The sequence below is a fragment of the Pseudomonas sp. QTF5 genome, assembly GCF_000512695.2.
Lineage (GTDB): Bacteria > Pseudomonadota > Gammaproteobacteria > Pseudomonadales > Pseudomonadaceae > Aquipseudomonas.
The window spans coordinates 80,487-102,830 of the sequence record NZ_AZRW02000004.1 but is presented as its reverse complement, the minus strand read 5'-3'; the positions used below and the strand labels follow the sequence as shown (position 1 = coordinate 102,830).

The 22,344-nt window shown below is 60.0% G+C and carries 19 protein-coding genes and 1 other RNA gene; 12 read left to right on the top strand and 8 right to left on the bottom strand.

The window, feature by feature from the left end; translation table 11 throughout:
- Positions 1 to 68: 68 nt before the first annotated feature.
- Genes IC37_RS04630 through IC37_RS04620 form a run of 3 tightly spaced genes read right to left on the bottom strand, consistent with a single transcriptional unit; the run spans position 69 to position 2,446 of the window.
- Positions 69 to 458: a hypothetical protein gene (locus tag IC37_RS04630; RefSeq protein ID WP_008072054.1), complete on the bottom strand. Its 390-nt coding sequence runs from the start codon at positions 456 to 458 to the stop codon at positions 69 to 71.
- A gap of 8 nt (positions 459 to 466) precedes the next feature.
- The gene (locus tag IC37_RS04625) at positions 467 to 895 is read right to left on the bottom strand and encodes a DNA polymerase III subunit chi (protein ID WP_030129795.1); all 429 of its coding nucleotides are present in this window, start codon (positions 893 to 895) and stop codon (positions 467 to 469) included.
- Positions 896 to 955: 60 nt separating this feature from the next.
- On the bottom strand, positions 956 to 2,446 hold the full coding sequence (locus IC37_RS04620; RefSeq protein WP_030129796.1) for a leucyl aminopeptidase: 1,491 nt from the start codon (positions 2,444 to 2,446) through the stop codon (positions 956 to 958).
- Positions 2,447 to 2,737: 291 nt separating this feature from the next.
- Between IC37_RS04620 and lptF the strand changes: the two genes are divergently transcribed.
- From lptF to pdxJ, 8 genes are all read left to right on the top strand, one after another.
- A complete protein-coding gene (gene lptF, locus IC37_RS04615) occupies positions 2,738 to 3,856 on the top strand; it encodes an LPS export ABC transporter permease LptF (RefSeq protein WP_030129797.1) in 1,119 nt (372 codons plus the stop codon).
- Positions 3,849 to 4,910 carry an LPS export ABC transporter permease LptG gene (gene lptG / locus IC37_RS04610; RefSeq protein ID WP_030129798.1) on the top strand — a complete coding sequence of 354 codons (1,062 nt, stop codon included), beginning with the start codon at positions 3,849 to 3,851 and terminating at the stop codon, positions 4,908 to 4,910. The genes lptF and lptG overlap by 8 nt, the downstream gene beginning before the upstream one ends.
- Positions 4,911 to 5,081: 171 nt before the next feature.
- Positions 5,082 to 6,881 (top strand): translation elongation factor 4, encoded by a 1,800-nt coding sequence (lepA, locus tag IC37_RS04605; protein ID WP_030129799.1) that lies wholly within the window; start codon positions 5,082 to 5,084, stop codon positions 6,879 to 6,881.
- 5 nt (positions 6,882 to 6,886) lie between these two features.
- Complete coding sequence (gene lepB, locus IC37_RS04600; protein WP_030129800.1) at positions 6,887 to 7,741, top strand: signal peptidase I; 855 nt, start codon at positions 6,887 to 6,889, stop codon at positions 7,739 to 7,741.
- Positions 7,742 to 7,925: 184 nt separating this feature from the next.
- Positions 7,926 to 8,615 (top strand): ribonuclease III, encoded by a 690-nt coding sequence (gene rnc, locus IC37_RS04595; protein WP_030129801.1) that lies wholly within the window; start codon positions 7,926 to 7,928, stop codon positions 8,613 to 8,615.
- Positions 8,608 to 9,510, top strand: coding sequence for a GTPase Era (gene era, locus IC37_RS04590; RefSeq protein WP_030129802.1), 903 nt, complete (start codon positions 8,608 to 8,610; stop codon positions 9,508 to 9,510). The genes rnc and era overlap by 8 nt, the downstream gene beginning before the upstream one ends.
- 169 nt (positions 9,511 to 9,679) lie before the next feature.
- A complete protein-coding gene (gene recO, locus IC37_RS04585; RefSeq protein ID WP_030129803.1) occupies positions 9,680 to 10,366 on the top strand; it encodes a DNA repair protein RecO in 687 nt (228 codons plus the stop codon).
- A 50-nt stretch (positions 10,367 to 10,416) separates the two neighbouring features.
- Positions 10,417 to 11,160, top strand: coding sequence for a pyridoxine 5'-phosphate synthase (pdxJ, locus tag IC37_RS04580; RefSeq protein ID WP_030129804.1), 744 nt, complete (start codon positions 10,417 to 10,419; stop codon positions 11,158 to 11,160).
- A 127-nt stretch (positions 11,161 to 11,287) separates the two neighbouring features.
- Here pdxJ and mltF read toward each other — a convergent pair whose 3' ends face one another.
- Positions 11,288 to 12,748, bottom strand: a complete 1,461-nt coding sequence (gene mltF / locus IC37_RS04575; RefSeq protein ID WP_030129805.1) for a membrane-bound lytic murein transglycosylase MltF — start codon at positions 12,746 to 12,748, stop codon at positions 11,288 to 11,290.
- Between the two features lie 274 nt (positions 12,749 to 13,022).
- On the opposite strand from mltF, the gene purL reads away from it, so the two are divergent.
- On the top strand, positions 13,023 to 16,919 hold the full coding sequence (purL, locus tag IC37_RS04570) for a phosphoribosylformylglycinamidine synthase (RefSeq protein WP_030129806.1): 3,897 nt from the start codon (positions 13,023 to 13,025) through the stop codon (positions 16,917 to 16,919).
- A 5-nt stretch (positions 16,920 to 16,924) separates the two neighbouring features.
- Positions 16,925 to 17,236, top strand: a complete 312-nt coding sequence (locus IC37_RS04565) for a YqfO family protein (RefSeq protein WP_030129807.1) — start codon at positions 16,925 to 16,927, stop codon at positions 17,234 to 17,236.
- A 122-nt stretch (positions 17,237 to 17,358) separates the two neighbouring features.
- On the opposite strand, the gene IC37_RS04560 is transcribed toward IC37_RS04565, so the two are convergent.
- The 4 genes from IC37_RS04560 to IC37_RS04545 form a co-directional block, all read right to left on the bottom strand.
- The gene (locus IC37_RS04560; RefSeq protein WP_030129808.1) at positions 17,359 to 17,937 is read right to left on the bottom strand and encodes a BON domain-containing protein; all 579 of its coding nucleotides are present in this window, start codon (positions 17,935 to 17,937) and stop codon (positions 17,359 to 17,361) included.
- A complete protein-coding gene (locus IC37_RS04555) occupies positions 17,934 to 18,527 on the bottom strand; it encodes a phosphoheptose isomerase (protein WP_030129809.1) in 594 nt (197 codons plus the stop codon). The genes IC37_RS04560 and IC37_RS04555 overlap by 4 nt, the downstream gene beginning before the upstream one ends.
- 104 nt (positions 18,528 to 18,631) lie before the next feature.
- Positions 18,632 to 18,994: a YraN family protein gene (locus tag IC37_RS04550; protein WP_007904371.1), complete on the bottom strand. Its 363-nt coding sequence runs from the start codon at positions 18,992 to 18,994 to the stop codon at positions 18,632 to 18,634.
- On the bottom strand, positions 18,994 to 20,805 hold the full coding sequence (locus IC37_RS04545; protein WP_030129811.1) for a penicillin-binding protein activator: 1,812 nt from the start codon (positions 20,803 to 20,805) through the stop codon (positions 18,994 to 18,996). The genes IC37_RS04550 and IC37_RS04545 overlap by 1 nt, the downstream gene beginning before the upstream one ends.
- Positions 20,806 to 20,982: 177 nt before the next feature.
- Here IC37_RS04545 and rsmI point away from each other — a divergent pair, with 177 nt between their 5' ends.
- Positions 20,983 to 21,888, top strand: coding sequence for a 16S rRNA (cytidine(1402)-2'-O)-methyltransferase (gene rsmI, locus IC37_RS04540; RefSeq protein ID WP_177409376.1), 906 nt, complete (start codon positions 20,983 to 20,985; stop codon positions 21,886 to 21,888).
- Between the two features lie 74 nt (positions 21,889 to 21,962).
- An RNA gene (rnpB, locus tag IC37_RS04535) (RNase P RNA component class A) lies at positions 21,963 to 22,316 on the top strand.
- Positions 22,317 to 22,344 lie beyond the last annotated feature (28 nt).

The window sequence follows — 22,344 nt, the reverse complement described above, 5'->3', positions numbered from 1 at the left end:
GGCTTTGCGCTGCTTCGCAACCGAGCGGGAGCAAGCTCCCTCGCCACAGAAGCCCGCTCGACTCAGGGTTATTCGTACTGGCTCAACAACCGCTCCATCCGCGCATCAAGACGGCGTTTGATTTCGGTTTCGATGTGCGGGGCGAAGTCGTCGATCACGTCTTGCATGATCAATAGCGCGGCGGCGCGCAGTTCGCTGTCCAGGTGCAGCAGGGCGTCGGGGCCTTTGCTGGCGGCCGGCGACGGTTGTGCGGCTGGAGCAGGCGGTGGTGTTGTTTCGACCGGTTGCGGCGCATTGCCGACAGTGTCGAACAGCATGGGGATCTGTTCCTGATCACCTTCAATGACCGTGTCGGTCAGCAAGGGCGGTTGCAGGTTGTCATCGCCGAGCAGTTGGCGGATCGACTCGAGGTCATCCAGCAGATGCGCGGAATTTTGCTGCGGTTTTGGAGTGTCCATCGGAATGCTCAGAGTCGCTGTAAACGGTGATCTTGCAGAGGATAGCCCTGTTCGCGGTAGAAACGGAAACTCTCCCGCGCAGCCGAACGAATCGTCGGATCTTCCACCACCACTTCCGCCACCCGAGCGAATTTGTTGGCGAAGGCCGGGACTTTCAGGTCGAGATTGACCAGCAGATCCTGATGCTGACCGCAGTCATCGCCAAGACCCAGGACAATCAAACCGTCGGGCTCGCTTTCAGCGGGACCGTGGGGCACGAAGCTTTCGCCCTTGAAGGCCCACAACCGCGCATCGAGGTCATCACGCTGGGCGGCATCGCTGCAATGCAGGTAAATGCGGTGGCCCATGCGCCAGGCTTTTTCGGTGAGCTTGCAGGCGAAATCCAGCCGTGCCGAAGGATCGGCGCTGGGCAGGATATAGAAGTCGACTTTGGTCATTGCGGTTCCTGAGCCTTGGGTGGCGTCACCGGAAAGTGACGCCACTCAGGTTCATCGGTTTCAGGCTTTGGCGCGGTCCAGCAGGTATTGGGTCAGCAGGGGAACCGGGCGGCCAGTGGCGCCCTTGTCCTTGCCGCCGCTGGTCCAGGCCGTGCCGGCGATGTCCAGGTGCGCCCAGTTCAGGTTCTTGGTGAAACGCGACAGGAAGCAGGCAGCGGTGATGGCGCCGGCTTTCGGGCCGCCAATGTTGGCGATGTCGGCGAACGGGCTGTCCAGCTGCTCTTGATATTCATCGAACAGCGGCAGTTGCCAGGCGCGGTCGTCGGCGGATTGGCCAGCGCTCAACAGTTGTCCGATCAGCTCGTCGTTGTTGCCCAGCAGGCCCGACGTGTGGGAGCCCAGTGCGACGACACAAGCGCCGGTCAGGGTGGCGATGTCGATTACCGCTTGCGGCTTGAAGCGTTCGGAGTAGGTCAGGGCATCGCACAGCACCAGACGGCCTTCGGCGTCGGTGTTGAGAATTTCCACGGTCTGGCCGCTCATGGTGGTAACGATGTCGCCCGGGCGCGAAGCGTTGCCGCTCGGCATGTTCTCGGCGCAGGCCAGGATGCATACCAGGTTGATCGGCAGTTTCAGCTCGAGCACGGCACGCAGGGTACCGAATACGCTGGCAGCGCCGCCCATGTCGTACTTCATTTCGTCCATGCCTGCGCCCGGCTTGAGGCTGATACCGCCGGTGTCGAAGGTGATGCCTTTGCCGACCAGTGCGTACGGCTTCTCGGATTTCTTGCCGCCGTTGTACTGCATGACGATCAGGCGCGGTGGCTGGGCGCTGCCCTGGCCGACGGCGTAGAACGAGCCCATGCCCAGGTCCTTGATCTTCTTCTCATCGAGGACTTCGACTTTCAGGCTCTTGAATTCTTTGCCCAGGTTCTTGGCTTGCTCGCCCAGGAACGTCGGGTGGCAGATGTTTGGCGGCAGGTTGCCCAGGTTACGGGTGAAGGCCATGCCATTGGCGATCGCGGTGGCGTGGGCCACGGCGCGTTCGACTTCGGCCTGTGCTGCCTTGATGGTCACCAGGGTGACTTTCTTCAGGGAGAGCGGGTCGGCTTTCTGGCTCTTGAACTGGTCGAAGGTGTACTCGCCGTCCACCAGAGTTTCGGCCAACAGGCGGGTCTTGCCATAGCTGTCGCGGCCTTTGACCACGACTTCGTCCAGGGCCAGCACTGCATCGCTGCCGCCCAGGCCTTTAAGGGTGTTGAGGATGCCGGCGATGATTTTGCGGAACGGGCGATCGCCCAGCTCTTCATCCTTGCCCACGCCCACCAGCAACACGCGCTCGGCCTTGAGGTTAGGCAGGCTGTGCAGCAACAGGCTCTGGCCGACTTTGCCGGCCAGGTCGCCGCGCTTGAGCACGGCACTGATGGTGCCACCGCTCAGCTCGTCGAGTTGTTTGGCAACGGCGCCGAGTTTGCGGCCTTCGCCGACGGCGACCACCAGCGTGGCGGTCTTCAACGTTTCCGGGCTAACGCTTTTTACAACCAGTTCCATGTCCGGGTCCCTGAATTAATGGTCAAAGTGCGCGACGCGCAGAGGCTTGCTTATAAGTAGAAAGACGCAGGTAGCAGTGCCAGCGACAAAGGCCGCAGTTTGAACCTCGCTACCGGCGCCTGACAACCCTCGGTTGTGCGAACTTCAGCGGTTCAGGCGCCTGCTTGAGCATGCGCAGTGACAGGCGCACCCAATCACAGGATAATGCGCATCTTTTTCGGCGGCTCTGCCCTGCGGGCCGACTGATACGTTTGTTTGGCCGCTTAGCCTGACAACCCTGGAGTGTCTGGTTTGATTGTCTTCCGTTATCTATCCCGCGAAGTCCTGTTGACCTTGAGCGCCGTCAGCGCCGTGCTGCTGGTCATCATCATGAGCGGGCGCTTCATCAAATACCTCGCCCAGGCGGCCTCTGGCCTTCTGGATCCGGGCTCGCTGTTCCTGATCATGGGTTTCCGTCTGCCGGGTTTCCTGCAGTTGATCCTGCCTTTGGGGCTGTTTCTCGGGATTTTGCTGGCCTACGGTCGTCTGTACCTCGACAGCGAAATGACCGTGTTGTCCGCCACCGGCATGAGCCAGCAGCGGCTGTTTCGCATCACCCTCTTTCCGGCCACGCTGGTTGCGCTGGTGGTGGCATGGCTGAGCCTGAGCCTGGCGCCACAAGGTGCCAACCAGTTCCAGCTGCTGCTGAACAAACAGGACGCACTGACTGAGTTCGATACTCTTGAGCCCGGCCGCTTCCAGGCCCTGCGCGACGGTACTCGGGTGACCTACACCGAACAATTGTCGGATGACCGCATCAATCTGGGCGGCGTGTTCATTTCGCAAAAGAATGTAAATTCCGACAAAAAGGATCGCGGGATTTCCGTACTGGTGGCCGAGAAGGGCCGTCAGGAAATTCGCCCCGACGGCAATCGGTATCTGATTCTCGACAACGGCTACCGCTACGACGGTAATCCGGGCCAGGCCGACTACCGCGCCATCAAATACGACGAGTACGGCGTATTGCTGCCCAAGCCGGACGTCAGCGACGAAGTCACCGACCGCGATGCGATGACCACCCGCTCCCTGCTGGGCAATGATGACATCCGCTCGCGCACCGAGCTGCAATGGCGTCTGTCCCTGCCGTTGCTGGTTTTCATCGTGACCCTGATGGCGGTGCCGCTGTCGCGGGTCAACCCGCGCCAGGGCCGTTTCCTCAAGCTGCTGCCGGCGATTCTTCTTTATATGGCTTACCTGACCATCCTGATTGCCGCTCGCGGCGCCCTTGAAAAGGGCAAGATCCCGCCCGCATTGGGTTTGTGGTGGGTGCATGCGATCTTCCTGGCCATCGGTCTGGGCTTGCTGTACTGGGAGCCATTGCGCTTGAAGATGGCGAGTCGCCGCAGTGCGCTGGAGGTGGCCCGTGGATAAGCTCGATCGCTACATCGGTAGCAGCGTGTTCATGGCGATCCTGGCGGTACTGGGGATCATTCTGGGTCTGGCAACGTTGTTTGCCTTCATCGATGAGATGGGCGACGTCAGCGATACCTACACACTGGCGGATGTCCTGAGCTATGTCCTGCTGACTGCGCCGCGCCGTCTGTACGATATGTTGCCGATGGCGGCGCTGATCGGTTGCCTGATCGGCCTCGGCAGCCTGGCCAGCCACAGCGAACTGACCATCATGCGCGCTGCGGGCGTGTCGCTCGGGCGAATCGTCTGGGCTGTCATGAAGCCGATGCTGCTTTTAATGGCGGTGGGCTTGGTGATCGGTGAGTACGTCGCGCCGGCCACGGAAGTCACCGCTCAGGCCAACCGCTCGCTGGCCCAGGGCAGCGGCGATGCGCAAAGCGCCAAGCACGGTCTGTGGCACCGTCAGGGTGACGAGTTCATTCACGTCAACTCCGTGCAACCCAATGGTCTGCTGTACGGCGTGACCCGTTATCGCTTCGACGATCAACGCCACATACTGTCTTCGAGCTTTGCCAAACGCGCGGAATTCGACACGGATCACTGGCAACTAAGCGATGTCACGACCACGTTGTTCCATGAAAAGAACACCGAAGTAGTGACGACTCCGGTGGAGCGTTGGGAAGTAGCCCTGAGCCCGCAATTGCTGAGCACCGTGGTGATGGCGCCTGAATCACTGTCGATCACCGGTCTGTGGAGTTACATCCACTACCTGGCTGACCAGGGCCTGAGCAACGGTCGTTACTGGTTGGCGTTTTGGGTCAAGGTGTTGCAGCCGCTGGTGACCGCTGCATTGGTGCTGATGGCGATTTCCTTCATCTTCGGTCCGCTGCGTTCGGTGACCCTCGGTCAGCGGGTCTTTACCGGTGTGTTGGTGGGCTTCACCTTCCGCATCGTCCAGGATTTGTTGGGGCCTTCGAGCCTGGTGTTCGGTTTCTCGCCGCTGTTTGCGGTGCTGGTGCCAGCCGGTGTCTGTGCCCTGGCCGGGGTCTGGCTGTTGCGCCGGGCCGGTTGATCGCGGGTTGTTCCCGATATGGCTTGTCACTCAAAACGCCCCTGTCGCAAGACCGGGGCGTTTTTGTAAGCGCCGTCTGACCTGCGAACGTGACGCTTGCGCCGTGGATCAGGTACAATTCCCGGCTATTTTTCGGCGGGCTATGCCTGCAGCCTTTTTGAGTGTTGATCCGTGAGTGATTTGAGTCATATCCGCAATTTCTCCATCATCGCCCACATTGACCATGGCAAGTCGACGCTGGCCGATCGCTTCATCCAGATGTGCGGCGGCCTTGCCGAGCGCGAAATGGAAGCCCAGGTGCTGGACTCCATGGACCTGGAACGTGAACGCGGGATCACCATCAAGGCCCACAGCGTCACCCTTTATTACACTGCTCGCGATGGCATCAAGTACCAGCTGAACTTCATTGACACCCCCGGCCACGTTGACTTCACCTACGAAGTCAGCCGGTCGCTGGCGGCTTGTGAAGGTGCGTTGCTGGTCGTCGATGCCGGTCAGGGCGTTGAAGCGCAATCGGTTGCCAACTGCTACACGGCGATCGAGCAGGGCCTGGAAGTCATGCCGGTTCTGAACAAGATCGACCTGCCACAGGCCGATCCGGAGCGCGTCAAAGAAGAAATCGAGAAAATCATCGGCATCGACGCCACCGACGCGGTGGAGTGCTCTGCCAAGACCGGTCTGGGCGTCGACGAAGTGCTCGAGCGCCTCGTCACCACCATTCCTGCGCCGACCGGCAACATCGAAGATCCGCTGCAAGCGTTGATCATCGACTCCTGGTTCGACAACTACCTGGGCGTTGTTTCCCTGGTTCGCGTGCGTCACGGTCGTGTGAAGAAGGGCGACAAGATCCTCGTCAAATCCACCGGCAAGATCCACCTGGTGGACAGCGTCGGTGTCTTCAACCCGAAACACACCGCCACCGTTGACCTGAAGGCCGGCGAAGTGGGCTTCATCATTGCCGGCATCAAGGACATTCATGGTGCACCGGTCGGTGACACCCTGACCTTGAGCTCCACGCCAGACGTTGACGTGCTGCCAGGCTTCAAGCGCATTCAGCCGCAGGTTTACGCCGGTCTGTTCCCGGTCAGCTCCGACGACTTCGAAGATTTCCGTGAAGCCCTGCAAAAGCTCACGCTCAACGACTCGTCCCTGCAGTACACCCCGGAAAGCTCCGACGCGCTGGGCTTCGGCTTCCGTTGCGGGTTCCTCGGCATGCTGCACATGGAAATCATCCAGGAGCGCCTGGAGCGCGAGTACGACCTGGACCTGATTACCACCGCGCCAACGGTAATTTTCGAGCTGCTGCTGAAAACCGGCGAAACGATTTACGTCGATAACCCGTCGAAGCTCCCAGATTTGTCGTCGATCGAAGACATGCGTGAACCGATCGTGCGGGCCAATATCCTTGTGCCGCAAGAGCACCTGGGTAACGTCATTACCCTGTGTATCGAAAAGCGTGGCGTGCAGCACGACATGCTGTTCCTCGGTAGCCAGGTACAAGTGACCTACGATTTGCCGATGAACGAAGTGGTCCTCGATTTCTTCGACCGTCTGAAATCCACCAGCCGTGGCTATGCTTCGCTGGATTACCATTTCGACCGTTATCAATCAGCTAATCTGGTGAAACTGGACGTGCTGATCAACGGTGACAAGGTCGACGCCCTGGCGCTGATCGTGCACCGCGACAACTCGCACTACAAAGGTCGCCAGTTGACCGAGAAGATGAAAGACCTGATTCCGCGGCAGATGTTCGACGTGGCGATCCAGGCCGCCATTGGTGGTCAGATTGTGGCGCGTACAACCGTCAAGGCACTCAGAAAGAACGTATTGGCCAAATGCTACGGTGGTGACGTCAGCCGTAAGAAAAAGCTGCTGGAAAAGCAAAAGGCCGGTAAAAAACGCATGAAGCAGGTCGGTAACGTGGAGATTCCACAAGAAGCCTTCCTTGCAGTGCTCAGGTTGGATAGTTAGGTCCTATGTCACTAAATTTCCCGCTGTTGCTGGTCATCGCCGTGTTCGTCTGCGGCCTGTTGGCGTTGCTCGATCTGCTGTTCCTGGCGCCACGGCGCCGGGCTGCCATTAACTCTTACCAGGGTAGCGTCAGCCAGGCTGACATGGTGGTGGTCGAGAAACTGAACAAAGAGCCGCTGCTGGTCGAATACGGCAAATCGTTCTTCCCGGTGTTGTTCATCGTGCTGGTGCTGCGTTCGTTCCTGGTGGAACCGTTCCAGATTCCTTCCGGCTCGATGAAACCGACCCTGGACGTCGGCGACTTCATTCTGGTGAACAAATTTTCTTACGGGATCCGCCTGCCGGTGATCGACAAGAAAGTCATCGAAGTCGGTGATCCGCAGCGCGGCGATGTGATGGTGTTCCGCTACCCGAGCGACCCGAACGTCAATTACATCAAGCGTGTGGTGGGCCTGCCGGGTGACCAGATTCGCTACACCGCTGACAAGCGTCTGTTCGTCAACGGTGAGTCGATCGCCGAACAACTGGTCGGTTCCGAGCCGGGCACGTTGGGCAGCGCCGAGCTCTACAAGGAAAAACTCGGCGTTGCCGAGCACCTTATCCGCAAGGAAATGAGCCGCTACCGCGCAGCGCCGGATCGTTCGTGGACCGTGCCTGCCGGGCACTACTTCATGATGGGCGACAACCGCGACAACTCGAACGACAGTCGCTACTGGGATGATCCGAGTATTCCCAAGGATCTGCTGGGCATGGTTCCCGACAAGAATATCGTCGGCAAGGCCTTCGCAGTCTGGATGAGCTGGCCGGAACCCAAACTCAGTCACCTGCCGAATTTCTCGCGGGTTGGCCTGATCAAGTAATCACACACGGCGCTGTTGAATACAGCGCCGAATGCATTTCTGGAGTCGGCATAACCGGTGACAGAAGCATGAAAACAACGATATTCAGGACGTTATTTTTGAACACAGCGTTAATTGTCCCAAGCCTGCGCCGCACCACGGCGATGGCGGTGGAATCCAGCCACGAACTCAGCGTGGGTACACCGTGAGCGTCTCCTTAAGCCGTCTAGAGCGTCAGCTCGGCTACACCTTCAAAGACCAGGAGCTGATGGTCCTGGCCCTGACTCACCGCAGCTTCGCCGGGCGCAACAACGAACGCCTGGAGTTCCTCGGTGATGCCATCCTCAACTTCGTCGCTGGCGAGGCGCTGTTCGATCGCTTCCCGCTGGCCCGCGAAGGCCAGTTGTCGCGTTTGCGCGCACGCTTGGTGAAAGGTGAGACCCTGGCCGTACTGGCCCGTGGTTTCGACCTGGGCGAATACCTGCGCCTGGGCTCCGGTGAATTGAAAAGCGGCGGTTTCCGTCGCGAGTCGATTCTGGCCGATGCCCTGGAAGCGCTGATCGGTGCGATCTACCTGGACGCCGGCATGGACGTGGCGCGTGAGCGTGTGCTGGCCTGGCTGGCCGGAGAGTTCGAAGGCCTGACGCTGGTCGACACCAACAAAGATCCGAAAACCCGTCTGCAGGAATTCCTGCAGTCCCGTGGTTGCGAGCTGCCGCGTTACGAAGTGGTGGATATCCAGGGTGAGCCACATTGCCGGACGTTCTTCGTCGAATGTGAAATCATCTTACTGAATGAAAAAAGCCGAGGTCAGGGTGTGAGTCGTCGTATTGCCGAACAGGTAGCGGCCGCCGCAGCACTGATTGCCCTGGGTGTGGAGAATGGCAATGACTGATTCAACTGCAACCCGCTGTGGCTATGTTGCCATCGTCGGCCGTCCCAACGTGGGCAAGTCCACGCTGCTGAACCACATTCTGGGTCAGAAGCTGGCGATCACCTCGCGCAAGCCGCAGACCACCCGTCACAACATGCTCGGCATCAAGACCGAAGGCGACGTGCAAGCGATCTACGTCGACACCCCGGGCATGCACAAGGGCGGCGAAAAGGCCCTGAACCGCTACATGAACAAGACTGCTTCGGCGGCGTTGAAAGACGTCGACGTGGTGATCTTCGTGGTCGACCGCACCAAGTGGACCGACGAAGACCAGATGGTCCTCGAACGCGTTCAGTACGTGACCGGCCCGCTGATCGTGGCGCTGAACAAGACCGACCGTATCGAAGACAAAGCCGAGCTGATGCCGCACCTGAGTTGGCTGCAGGAACAGCTGCCGAACGCGCAGATCATGCCGATCTCGGCCCAGCACGGGCACAATCTGGACGCGCTGGAACGAGTGATCGCCGAGCACCTGCCGGAAAACGATCACTTCTTCCCCGAAGATCAGATCACTGACCGTAGCAGCCGCTTCCTCGCCGCCGAACTGGTGCGCGAGAAAATCATGCGCCAGTTGGGCGCCGAGCTGCCATACCAGATCACCGTGGAAATCGAAGAGTTCAAGCAGCAGGGCAAAACCCTGCACATCCATGCGTTGATCCTCGTCGAACGTGACGGCCAGAAGAAAATCATCATTGGCGACAAGGGCGAGCGCATCAAGCGCATCGGCACCGAGGCGCGCAAGGACATGGAGCTGCTGTTCGACTCCAAGATCATGCTTAACCTGTGGGTCAAGGTTAAGGGCGGCTGGTCCGATGACGAACGTGCGTTGCGTTCGTTGGGTTACGGCGACCTGTAAATCGTTTGGCAGCACATAGATCTACTGTGGGAGCGGGCTTGCTCGCGAAGAGGATGTAACATTCAGCATTGATGTTGACTGTTACACCGCTTTCGCGAGCAAGCCCGCTCCCACATTGGTTTTGGGTTGTTTGTAAAACTGCGTTCCGTCATTGAGAACCCTGACTCCCATGTCTCAACCCCCTATTGGCCAACCCGCCTACGTCCTCCACAGCCGCGCCTACCGCGAAAGCAGTGCGCTGGTGGATTTCCTTACGCCGCAAGGTCGGCTGCGGGCGGTGTTGCGTAGCGCGCGGGGCAAGGCGGGGACGTTGGCGCGGCCGTTCGTGCCGCTCGAAGTCGAGTTCCGTGGCCGGGGCGAGCTGAAAAACGTCGGTCGCATGGAAAGCGCCGGTGTTTCTACTTGGCTCAACGGCGAGGCACTGTTCAGCGGTCTCTACCTCAACGAATTGCTGATCCGTCTGCTACCCGCCGAAGACCCTCATCCCGCGGTTTTCGATCACTACGCCGCGACCTTGCTCGCCCTGGCCGAAGGCCGTCCATTGGAGCCTTTGCTGCGCTCCTTCGAATGGCGGTTGCTCGACGACCTCGGTTACGGCTTTGCGTTGAATACCGACATCCATGGCGACCCCATCGCGCCGGACGGCCTCTACCGCTTGCAAGTGGACGCAGGCCTGGAACGGGTCTATCTGCTGCAACCGGGTCTGTTCAATGGCACTGAACTGCTGGCCATGGCCGATGCCGACTGGTCTGCGCCCGGAGCGCTGTCCGCTGCCAAGCGCTTGATGCGTCAGGCGCTGGCCGTTCACCTGGGCGGTCGTCCGTTGGTCAGTCGCGAGTTGTTTCGAAAGCCGTAGTCTCCCCGTATGCTGTGCACCGAACTTTCCCTTATTTCAGGAGCGCTTCCGTGACCACCAGCAATCGCATTCTTCTTGGCGTGAACATCGACCACGTTGCCACCCTGCGTCAGGCCCGGGGTACTCGTTACCCGGATCCGGTCAAGGCAGCGCTGGACGCGGAAGAGGCGGGTGCCGATGGCATCACCGTGCACCTGCGCGAAGACCGCCGGCACATTCAGGAGCGCGACGTGCTGCTGCTCAAGGACGTGTTGCAAACCCGCATGAACTTCGAAATGGGCGTCACCGAAGAAATGATGGTGTTCGCCGAGCGCATCCGCCCGGCGCACATCTGCCTGGTCCCTGAAACCCGTCAGGAGCTGACCACCGAAGGCGGTCTGGATGTGGCAGGGCAGGAGGCGCGGATCAAGGCGGCGGTGGATCGTCTGGCGAAGATCGGCTGTGAAGTGTCGCTATTCATCGACGCAGACGAGCGCCAGATCGAAGCGTCCCGCCGTGTCGGTGCGCCGGCCATCGAATTGCACACCGGGCGTTATGCAGATGCCGAGACGCCAACCGAAGTGGCTGAAGAGCTCAAGCGCGTGGCCGATGGCGTGGCATTCGGTCTGGCCCAAGGGCTGATCGTCAACGCCGGTCACGGCCTGCACTATCACAACGTCGAGGCTGTTGCGGCGATCAAGGGCATCAATGAACTGAACATCGGTCATGCGCTGGTAGCCCATGCGTTGTTCGTCGGGTTCAAGTCGGCGGTGTCGGAGATGAAAGCGCTGATTCTGGCTGCTGCCAAAGTTTAAAAGCCAAACACAAAACCAATGTGGGAGCGGGCTTGCTCGCGAATGGGGTGTGGCAGTCGACAGAGATGTTGAATGTTGAGCCGCCTTCGCGAGCAAGCCCGCTCCCACATTTGATGGGTGGTGGCTTTTAGAGCGGTGGGGTTTCCTGGCTCGGCTTGGTCTTGTCGACCCCCGGCACGTGCAGGTTGCCCTCGGCGACCTGATTGCCTTCCAGCTGCGGCTGTGTAACCCACGTCAGGATGTCGTAATAGCGACGGATGTTCGCCACGAAATGCACCGGCTCGCCGCCCCGGGCGTAGCCGTAACGAGTCTTGCTGTACCACTGTTTCTGCGACAGGCGCGGCAGGATCTTCTTCACGTCCAGCCACTTGTCCGGGTTCAACCCTGCCTTGGCCGTCAGTTTGCGCGCGTCATCCAGGTGACCGCTGCCGACGTTGTAGGCTGCGAGCGCGAACCACGTACGATCCGGCTCCTGAATCGACTCGTCCAATTGCTCCTTCATATAGGCCAGGTACTTCGCGCCGCCCATGATGCTCTGCTTGGGGTCGAGGCGATTGGACACACCCATGGCTTGCGCCGTGTTCTGGGTCAGCATCATCAATCCGCGCACGCCAGTCTTGGAAGTGACCGCCGCTTGCCACAGTGATTCCTGATAACCGATCGCCGCCAGCAGACGCCAGTCGACTTTCTCTTTTTTGGCGTACGTCTTGAAATGCTGTTCGTACTTGGGCAACCGCTGCTGCAGATGCTGGGCGAAGGTGTAGGCGCCCATGTAACCGAGCACGTCGACGTGCCCGTAATAGCGATCCTTGAGCCGTTGCAGGGTGCCGTTTTTCTTCACTTTGTCGAGATAGGTGTTGATCTCGTTGAGCAGGCTGTTGTCTTCGCCGGCGGCCACGGCCCAGCTCTGATTGCTGGAGTCACCGAGATCGAAGGCGACCCGTATGTTGGTGAAGTACACCTGGTTCATCGCGACTTCGTTGGAGTCGACCAGGGTCAGGTCGATCTGACCTTCATCGACCATGCGCAACAAGTCGACCACTTCAACCTGGTCGGATTCTTCGTACTGGATGCCAGGGAATTTCTTTTTCAGCTCCGCCAATTGCTCGGCGTGGGTGCTGCCCTTGAGCACCATGATCTTCTTGCCGACCAGATCGCCCGCATCGGTCGGCCGTGACTGGCCGTTGCGGTAAATGATCTGTGGGGTGACTTCGAGGTAAGAGTGGGAAAACCGCACCTGCTGTTTGCGTTGCTCGCTGCTGACCAGACCGGCAGCAGCCAGCACGGGGCCATTGGGCTTGCCCACCTGACTGAACAGGTCGTCGAGGTTGTCGGCGGTTTCGATCTTGAGTTCGACCCCCAGATCTTCGGCGAAGCGCTTCACCAGCTCGTATTCGAAGCCGGTTTCACCGTTGCGATCCTGAAAGTAGGTGGCGGGGCTGTTACGGGTAACCACCCGCAGCACACCATCCTCCTTTACGCGCTCCAGCGTGTTGGGTTTATCAACACAGCCACTGAGCACCAGGAAGAGTCCGGTTGCGATCAGCCATTTGGCATACCGCGGACGCAAAGCCGTTGGGGAAAACATCTGCGCAGTATACGCAAAGGACCACAAGCGCCATATCTCGACAGCGAAGGGCTTGTCTGCTAGAGAGTCTAAAACCCGCTTGGAGCCCGCAGGAATGGGCCCGAACAGCATTTTGTGACAGAAAAAATAACCTGCGGCGCACGCCTGTTTCGGGCCCGAATACCCGGCCCGACGTTCGGGTACAGCTGTGCGTACCGTTTCGGGTGATGTCGCGGGCGGTTTAGGCTAGAATGCACGGCCTCAAAGCACACCCCTTCCCGAGGCTGTCCCGAAGATGTTGATCCTGCGCGGCGCTCCTGCCCTTTCTGCCTTTCGCCACAGCAAACTCCTTGAGCAACTGAGCCAGAAGGTTCCGGCTGTCAGCGGCTTGTATGCTGAATTCGCTCACTTCGCCGAAGTTACCGGCGTCCTGACCGGCGACGAACAGCAGGTGCTCGCGCGCCTTCTGAAGTACGGCCCAAGCGTTCCAGTACAAGAGCCAACCGGTCGTCTGTTTCTGGTGTTGCCACGTTTTGGCACCATCTCGCCGTGGTCCAGTAAAGCCAGCGACATCGCTCGCAACTGCGGCCTGACCAAGATCCAGCGCCTGGAGCGCGGTATCGCGTTCTACGTCGCCGGCCAGTTCAGCGATGCCGAAGCGCAGCTGATCGCAGGCGCGCTGCATGACCGCATGACCCAGATCGTATTGGACAACCTTGAACAAGCCGCCGGCCTGTTCAGCCACGCCGAACCCAAGCCCCTGACCGCGATCGACGTGTTGGGTGGCGGCCGCGCCGCGCTGGAAAAAGCCAACACCGAGCTGGGCCTGGCCCTGGCCGAAGACGAGATCGACTATCTGGTCGCAGCCTTCGTCGGCTTGAAGCGCAACCCGCATGACATCGAACTGATGATGTTTGCCCAGGCGAACTCCGAGCACTGCCGTCACAAGATCTTCAACGCCAGTTGGGATATCGACGGTCAGAGCCAGGAAAAAAGCCTGTTCGGCATGATCAAGAACACCTATCAGATGCACAGCGAAGGTGTTTTGTCGGCTTATAAGGACAACGCCTCGGTGATCGTCGGCTCCGTCGCCGGCCGTTTCTTCCCGGACCCTGAGACCCGCCAGTACGGCGCGGTGCAGGAACCGGTGCACATCCTGATGAAAGTCGAAACTCACAACCACCCGACCGCGATTGCCCCGTTCCCGGGCGCATCCACCGGTTCCGGTGGCGAGATTCGCGATGAAGGTGCAACCGGTCGCGGCGCCAAGCCAAAGGCAGGCCTGACCGGTTTCACCGTGTCCAACCTGCAAATCCCGGGCTTCGAACAGCCGTGGGAAGTGCCGTACGGCAAGCCTGAGCGCATCGTTACCGCGCTGGACATCATGATCGAAGGCCCACTGGGTGGCGCCGCGTTCAACAACGAATTCGGTCGTCCGGCCCTGACTGGCTACTTCCGTACCTTCGAACAATCGATCACCACCCCGCGTGGCGACGAAGTTCGCGGTTACCACAAGCCGATCATGCTGGCCGGCGGCATGGGTAACATCCGTGCCGAACACGTACAGAAAGGCGAAATCACCGTTGGCTCCAAGCTGATCGTGCTCGGCGGCCCGGCAATGCTCATCGGCCTGGGCGGCGGCGCTGCCTCTTCCATGGCCACCGGCACCAGCTCGGCGGATCTGGACTTCGCATCGGTACAGCGCGAAAACCCGGAAATGGAACGTCGCTGCCAGGAAGTCATCGACCGTTGCTGGCAGTTGGGTGAACACAACCCGATCAGCTTCATCCACGACGTCGGCGCGGGCGGTCTGTCCAACGCCTTCCCGGAACTGGTCAACGACGGCAACCGTGGCGGTCGCTTCGAACTGCGCAACATTCCAAACGACGAGCCGGGCATGGCCCCGCACGAAATCTGGAGTAACGAATCCCAGGAACGCTACGTTCTGGCGGTCGGACCTGCGGACTTCGAACGCTTCCAGGCGATCTGCGAACGTGAGCGTTGCCCGTTTGCCGTGGTCGGTGAAGCCACTGCCGAACCGCAACTGACCGTGACCGACAGCCACTTCGGCAACAGCCCGGTGGACATGCCGCTCGAAGTGCTGCTGGGCAAAGCCCCGCGCATGCACCGTTCGGCCGTTCGCGAAAACGAGCTGGGCGACGATTTCGATCCGTCGACCCTCGAGATTGCCGACTGCGTCGAGCGCGTTCTGCATCACCCGGCCGTGGCCAGCAAAAGCTTCCTGATCACCATCGGCGACCGTACCATCACCGGCCTCGTGGCCCGTGATCAGATGGTCGGCCCGTGGCAGGTTCCGGTGGCTGACGTTGCCGTCACCGCCACCAGCTTCGACGTCTATACCGGTGAAGCCATGGCCATGGGCGAGCGCACTCCGCTGGCTCTGCTGGACGCTCCGGCGTCGGGCCGCATGGCCATCGGCGAAACCCTGACCAACATCGCGGCGTCGCGCATCGCCAAAATCTCCGACATCAAACTGTCGGCGAACTGGATGTCCGCAGCCGGCCACCCGGGTGAAGACGCGCGTCTGTACGACACCGTGAAAGCGGTCGGCATGGAACTGTGCCCTGAGCTGGGCATTACCATTCCGGTGGGCAAGGACTCGATGTCCATGGCCACCCGCTGGAACGATGAAGGCGTCGACAAGACGGTGACTTCGCCGATGTCGCTGATCGTGACCGGTTTCGCGCCCGTGGCTGACATCCGTCAGACCATGACCCCGCAACTGCGCATGGACAAGGGCACCACCGACCTGATCCTGATCGACCTCGGTCGCGGTCAGAACCGCATGGGCGCTTCGATCCTTGCTCAGGTTCACGGCAAACTCGGCAAGCAGGCCCCGGACGTCGATGACGCCGAAGACCTGAAAGCCTTCTTCGCGGTGATTCAGGGCCTCAACGCCGACGGCCACTTGCTGGCTTACCACGACCGTTCCGACGGTGGTCTGCTGACCAGCGTGGTAGAAATGGCCTTCGCCGGGCACTGCGGTCTGAGCCTGAACCTCGACGGTCTGGCAGAAACCTCCGCCGATATCGCCGCGATCCTGTTCAACGAAGAACTGGGCGCGGTGATCCAGGTTCGCCAGGACGCCACTCCAGACATCCTCGCGCAGTTCAGCGCAGCTGGCCTGGGTGACTGTGTGTCGGTGATCGGTCAGCCAATGAACAACGGCGAGATCAGCATCACTTTCAACGGCGACACCGTGTTCGAAGGTCAGCGTCGTCTGCTGCAACGTCAGTGGGCTGAAACCAGCTACCAGATCCAGCGTCTGCGTGATAACGCCGACTGCGCCGAACAGGAGTTCGACGTGCTGCTGGAAGAAGACAACCCGGGCCTGAGCGTCAAGCTCAGCTACGACGTCAACCAGGACGTCGCCGCGCCTTACATCAAGAAAGGCATCCGCCCACAGGTTGCCGTGCTGCGTGAGCAGGGCGTCAACGGTCAGGTGGAAATGGCGGCCGCGTTCGACCGCGCCGGTTTCAACGCGATCGACGTGCACATGAGCGACATTCTGGCCGGCCGTGTCGACCTGAACGAGTTCAAAGGTCTGGTGGCTTGCGGCGGTTTCTCGTACGGCGACGTACTGGGTGCCGGCGAAGGCTGGGCCAAGTCCGCGCTGTTCAACAGCCGCGCTCGCGATGCCTTCCAGGGCTTCTTCGAACGTAACGACAGCTTCACCCTCGGCGTGTGCAACGGTTGCCAGATGATGTCCAACCTGCACGAGCTGATCCCGGGCAGCGAGTTCTGGCCGCACTTCGTGCGTAACCGTTCCGAGCAGTTCGAAGCTCGTGTGGCGATGGTACAGATTCAGGAGTCGAACTCGATCTTCCTGCAGGGCATGGCCGGTTCGCGTATGCCGATCGCTATTGCTCACGGCGAAGGTCATGCCGAATTCGCCAGCGAAGAAGCGTTGCTGGAAGCCGATCTGTCGGGTTGCGTGGCAATGCGTTTCGTCGACAACCACGGCAAGGTCACCGAAAACTACCCGGCCAACCCGAACGGCTCGCCGCGTGGGATCACCGGGCTGACCAGCCGTGACGGTCGCGTGACCATCATGATGCCGCACCCGGAGCGTGTATTCCGTGCTGTGCAGAACTCGTGGCGTTCGGAAGACTGGAACGAAGACGCACCTTGGATGCGTATGTTCCGTAACGCGCGGGTCTGGGTAAACTAAGCGCCGTGTACAAGCTCAGTTTTTTTGTTCCGGCCAGTCATGTCGAGGTGGTCAAAAGCGCTGTGTTCGCTGCCGGTGGCGGGCGGATCGGGGCTTATGATCACTGCGCGTGGCAGGTGTTTGGGTTGGGTCAGTTTCGCCCGCTGGATGGCAGCCAGCCGTTCATTGGTGAAGCGGGGCAGGTCGAGCAGGTTGAGGAATGGAAGGTTGAGCTTGTGGTCAGCGATGAGTTGATTCAGGCGGTGGTGGTGGCTCTGAAAGAGAGCCATCCCTATGAGGCGCCGGCTTACGAGGTATGGCGGTTGGAGGATTTCTGATCTTCCTGGCCGCTGAAATGAAAAACCCGCTGAAGTGATTTCAGCGGGTTTTTTTGTGCGTCCGGCATGTGCGCAATCCTGGGTGAGAGTTCCACCGTTTTGCGCAGACGCCTACAAGCCGATCAGTCGATGTACTCAAACAACTTCACGATCTTCTGCACGCCGGAAACGCCTTGTACCAGATTGGTCGCCTGGGCCGCTTCCTGCTTGGTCAGCAGACCCAGCAAGTAGACGATGCCGTTTTCGGTCACAACCTTGATGCGCGACCCCGGGATGGAGGCGTCGGTGAGCATCTGGGTCTTGATCTTGGTGGTCAGCCAAGTGTCATTCTGGCGCGCCAGCAGCGAGGAGGGCGCCAGTACTTGCAGCTCGTTGTGAACCTTCTTTACCCGTTGAACGGCGGCGGCAACCTGTTCGGCCTTGGCCTTGAGGTCGGCGCGAGGGGTTTGCCCGGCGAGCAGCACCACGCCGTTGAAGCTGGTGACGACGATGTGCGAGTTGTTGTCCAGGTCTGGATCGGCCTTGGCGATGTTTACACCGGCCTTGGTTTCGATCAGGGAGTCGTCGATCTTGCTGCCGAAGGTGCGGGTGCCGCGGTCATCGTCAATCGGCGCTTCACGGCTGGCGTTAACCACCGAGGTGCAGCCGCTGATGCCGAGGCACAGGGTCAAGGCCAGAAGGCCCAGGCGATTAGGGGTCATTCTTCACTCCCGAATATTTGGCTGTCGATCAAATCGCAAAGGCAATGGATCGCCAGCAGGTGGACTTCCTGAATGCGTGCAGTGACGTTGGCCGGTACGCGAATCTCGACGTCCTCAGGCAATAGCAGTGACGCCATGCCGCCGCCATCACGACCGGTCAATGCTACGACAATCATTTCGCGATCATGTGCGGCCTGGATCGCTTGAATTATGTTTGCCGAGTTGCCACTGGTGGAAATCGCCAGCAAAACATCGCCCGGCTGGCCGAGGGCACGGATCTGTTTGGAGAAAATTTCGTTGTAGCTGTAATCGTTGGCGATCGAGGTGATCGTCGAGCTGTCGGTGGTCAGCGCGATGGCGGGCAGGCTCGGGCGCTCGCGTTCGAAGCGATTGAGCAGCTCGGATGAGAAGTGCTGTGCGTCACCGGCGGAACCGCCGTTGCCGCAGGACAGCATTTTGCCCTCGTTGAGCAGGGCGTTGACCATGACCTGGCTGGCTTGCTCGATGTGCGGTGCAAGTACGTCCATCGCCTGTTGCTTGGTGTCGATACTGGCCTGAAAAAGCTGGCGAATTCGCGATTGCATGTCCATCTGTGTGACCTTAATTAGCGCGGCTACTCGGCACATGAATGTGCAGCCCGCAAAGCAAAGAGCAAAAAGTGTTGGGTGAAGATGTCCGGTTCGGGGCGCAGCGATCAGCTGTCGAAGGCATTCTGCAACCAGTTCAACTGATCAAGGTTGCTGTCGATGGCAACCACGTCGAAGCGGCAGGGGGAATTGGCCCAGCGCGACTCTCGCTGAAGAAAATACTGCGCGGCAAAAATCAGTTTCTGCCGTTTGCGCCCATCGATGCTATCGAGCGCGCCACCCCATTGGGTGTTTTTTCTGTAGCGGACTTCGACGAATACTACTGTATCGCCATCAAGCATGACCAGATCAAGCTCGCCGCGTTTACACAACCAGTTCTGCGCCAGCAGGCGCAGACCTTGTTGCTGAAGATGCTCGAGCGCATGACGCTCGGCATCTTTACCGCTTTGCTGGCGTGACCTGTCAGGCATCAGCGTGAGGTATCCGGCAGGCGTTGAACCTGACCGTTGATGAACTCTGCCCATGGCAACTGACGCTCGACCCGCTGATTCTGAGTCATGCCCAGGCTGCCCGATTGGCCTTGGATGCGGCTGTCCGGCAAGGCCTTGAGTTGCCCCAGGCGCGGTGCCAGACGATAGGCATCAACGCCCATCGCGTACAGGCGGCCCAGGCTGCCACCGGCTTGTGGCCATTGTGCAGTGACCTGTTTGCGCAGCGGGTCGTTGGCATCCAGCAGCCATGGTGTTTCGCAGAAGCGAATACCGTTCATGTCGTTGTACTGGTTCTGGTCGCCGCTGGCGCTGAACACGTGGGAGGTGGCGTAAACCGGCACGTCACCCGCGTACTGGAAGTTCAGGGTCGGTTTGATCTGTTGAGCCTGCTGCGGCGTCGCGGCCAGGAAGATGAACTCGATGTCCTGACGACGCGAAGGTTGTGCGGCAACCTGCGAGCCAACGGTGCTTTGCAGGCTCTTGGCGCGGCCTTCGCTCTGGCGCAACTGGAACATGTCGGCAATCTGCTGGGCCAATTGGACCGGTTGGTCGACGCGTTCGGCCGCGACGATGCTGCCACCGTTGGCTTGCCAATCCTGGCTGAACGCCTTGTATACGCGGTCGCCCCATTCGCCTTTCGGCACCATGATGGCGGCGCGGTGCAGGCCATCGGCGCGCGCACGACGGGACACTTCGCGGGCTTCGTCTTCAGCGGCCAGGCCGAACTGGAACAGTTGAGCCGGACCTTGTTCGCCTTCGCTGTAGTTCAGCGCCAGGGTGGTGATCGGCAGTTGCGGGCGCGCGCTGAGCTGTTTGACCAGCGGCTTCTCCAGCGGGCCGACCACCAGTTGCACGCCATCGGCCTGGGCCTTGCGATAGAACTCGTCGAGAGAGGTGAGGCGCGAGCTGTCATAGAACTCGATGGCTGGCGGCTTCTGCCCGGCTTGTTGCGCCTGGTAGTGAGCGGCCATGAAACCTTCGCGCAGTGCTTTGCCAACCGATGCCAGCGGGCCGTCTTGTGGCAGTAGCAGGGCAATCTTGCTCAGGGGCTGGCTGGCCAGTTCCTTGAGTTTGGTCAGTGGCAATGGCAGCTGGATGGCAGCCGGGTGCTTTGGATTCCGTTCGCGCCAGTTGTCGATCGCGGCTTGCTGCTGTTCCAAAGTGCCGGCCGTTTTCACCGCCAGCGCCAGACGTATCCAGCCGCCGAGGTCATCGTCGGTGGTCGGCTGCAATTGATCGGTCGGCAGCGAAGCGATCAGGGTCCAGATCGCTTCATGGTTTTTGCTGGCTGCTTCACCTTCAAGCATCGGGGCAATGAAGATGCGCTCCCGTGCGGCGGCCAGGGTCTGGCCATCGGCCTCAAGGGCGCGGGCATGAACGGTGCCGGTGCGAACCTGTTGTTCGACGGGCAGCTCGCCCAAGCGTTGCAGGCTCGGATGGCTCAAGGCCGTCAGCGCCGCTTTCGGCTGATTGCGGACCATGGCCAGTTCAGCCGCCAGGGTACTGGCGAAGACTTGTTGGCCTGGCTTGAGTTGTTCCGTCGGTACTTGTTGCAGGATTTGCGCGGACTGGCCGGCATTGCCCTGACGATAAGCCAGGTCTGCCGCGCTCAAGCGCAATAGAGCGGCTTTTTCCGGATCTTTGCTTTTAGCGGCCTGTTCGAGCAATTGCTCGATACTGGCGTCCGGGGTCCGTGGAAGTTCGCCAAGGCTGGAAGAGGGCGAGCTGGCGCAAGCCGCCAGCAAGGCAGCGAGGCAAAGGGCAGAGAACAGCCGCAGGCAAGCGATCATGTAAGTGTTCCTGATACTCGATCAAATTAGCGGGGAATTGTACCCAAGCACTGGCCGGGGCGCGATGTTACTGGCGTGAATCGATCAATTTAGCTCGTGTAAATGTTGCAGCACTGCACAAAAGGCTGGAAAACCCGGGGAGGGTGAGGCGTATCGCAAACGCCGCTACGCGCTACAATGTCGCCTTTTACCGATCATGAGGTGTGCGCTTTGACTGCTCCAGGTGCTTTGAATTCCGCTGCTGGCTCGCTTTATGTGGTGGCGACGCCCATCGGCAACCTGGACGACATCAGTGCGCGTGCGCTGAAGATCCTGCGCGAGGTCGCTTTGATCGCTGCCGAAGACACTCGCCATTCCCAGCGATTGATGCAGCATTTCGGCATTCCGACGCCGCTGGCGGCCTGCCATGAACACAACGAACGAGAGGAGGGTAACCGCTTTATCACGCGTCTGCTGGCGGGCGACGATGTGGCGTTGATCTCCGACGCCGGGACGCCGCTGATTTCCGATCCGGGTTATCACCTGGTGCGACAGGCTCGTACCGCGGGAATCAATGTGGTGCCGGTTCCGGGAGCGTGCGCCTTGATTGCGGCGTTGTCGGCGGCGGGGCTGCCGTCCGACCGTTTCATCTTCGAAGGTTTTTTGCCGGCCAAGGCTGTCGGCCGACGTGCTCGTCTGGAACTGGTAAAAGAAGAGCCGCGCACGCTGATTTTCTATGAAGCACCGCATCGGATCCTTGAATGCCTGCAAGACATGGAGCTGGTATTCGGCGCCGAGCGCCCGGCATTGCTGGCGCGGGAGCTGACCAAGACCTTCGAAACCCTCAAAGGCTTGCCGTTGGCCGAGTTGCGCGAGTTTGTCGAATCGGACAGCAATCAGCAGCGTGGCGAGTGTGTGGTGCTGGTGGCGGGCTGGACTGCCCCTGAGACTGAAGACGCTGTCAGCAGTGAAGCCATGCGTATTCTCAACCTGTTACTCGAAGAAATGCCGCTCAAGCGTGCGGCGGCATTGGCGGCGCAAATTACCGGTGAGCGCAAGAATGTGCTCTATCAGGTCGCGCTGGATAAACAGAAAGGCGAGTAAAACCGACGTGCAGCGCCGGCCAGAGGCTTTTATTGCTTGTTCTTCGGCCGCTCTGCCGTTAACCTTCGCGGCGGAGAGTCGATCGGACAGTCGCTGCCCTCTATGAAAATTAGGGGGGGGAGGAAAGTCCGGGCTCCATAGGGCGAAGTGCCAGGTAATGCCTGGGAGGCGTGAGCCTACGGAAAGTGCCACAGAAAATAACCGCCTAAGCGCTTCGGCGCCGGTAAGGGTGAAAAGGTGCGGTAAGAGCGCACCGCACGTCTGGCAACAGTTCGTGGCTAGGTAAACCCCACTTGGAGCAAGACCAAATAGGGTCCCAAGGCGTGGCCCGCGCTGGGACCGGGTAGGTTGCTAAAGATGTCCAGTGATGGCCATCGTAGACGAATGACTGTTCAAGACAGAACCCGGCTTACAGATCGACTCTCCACCTTTTTTTCTCTGCTTCATCATTGGGCA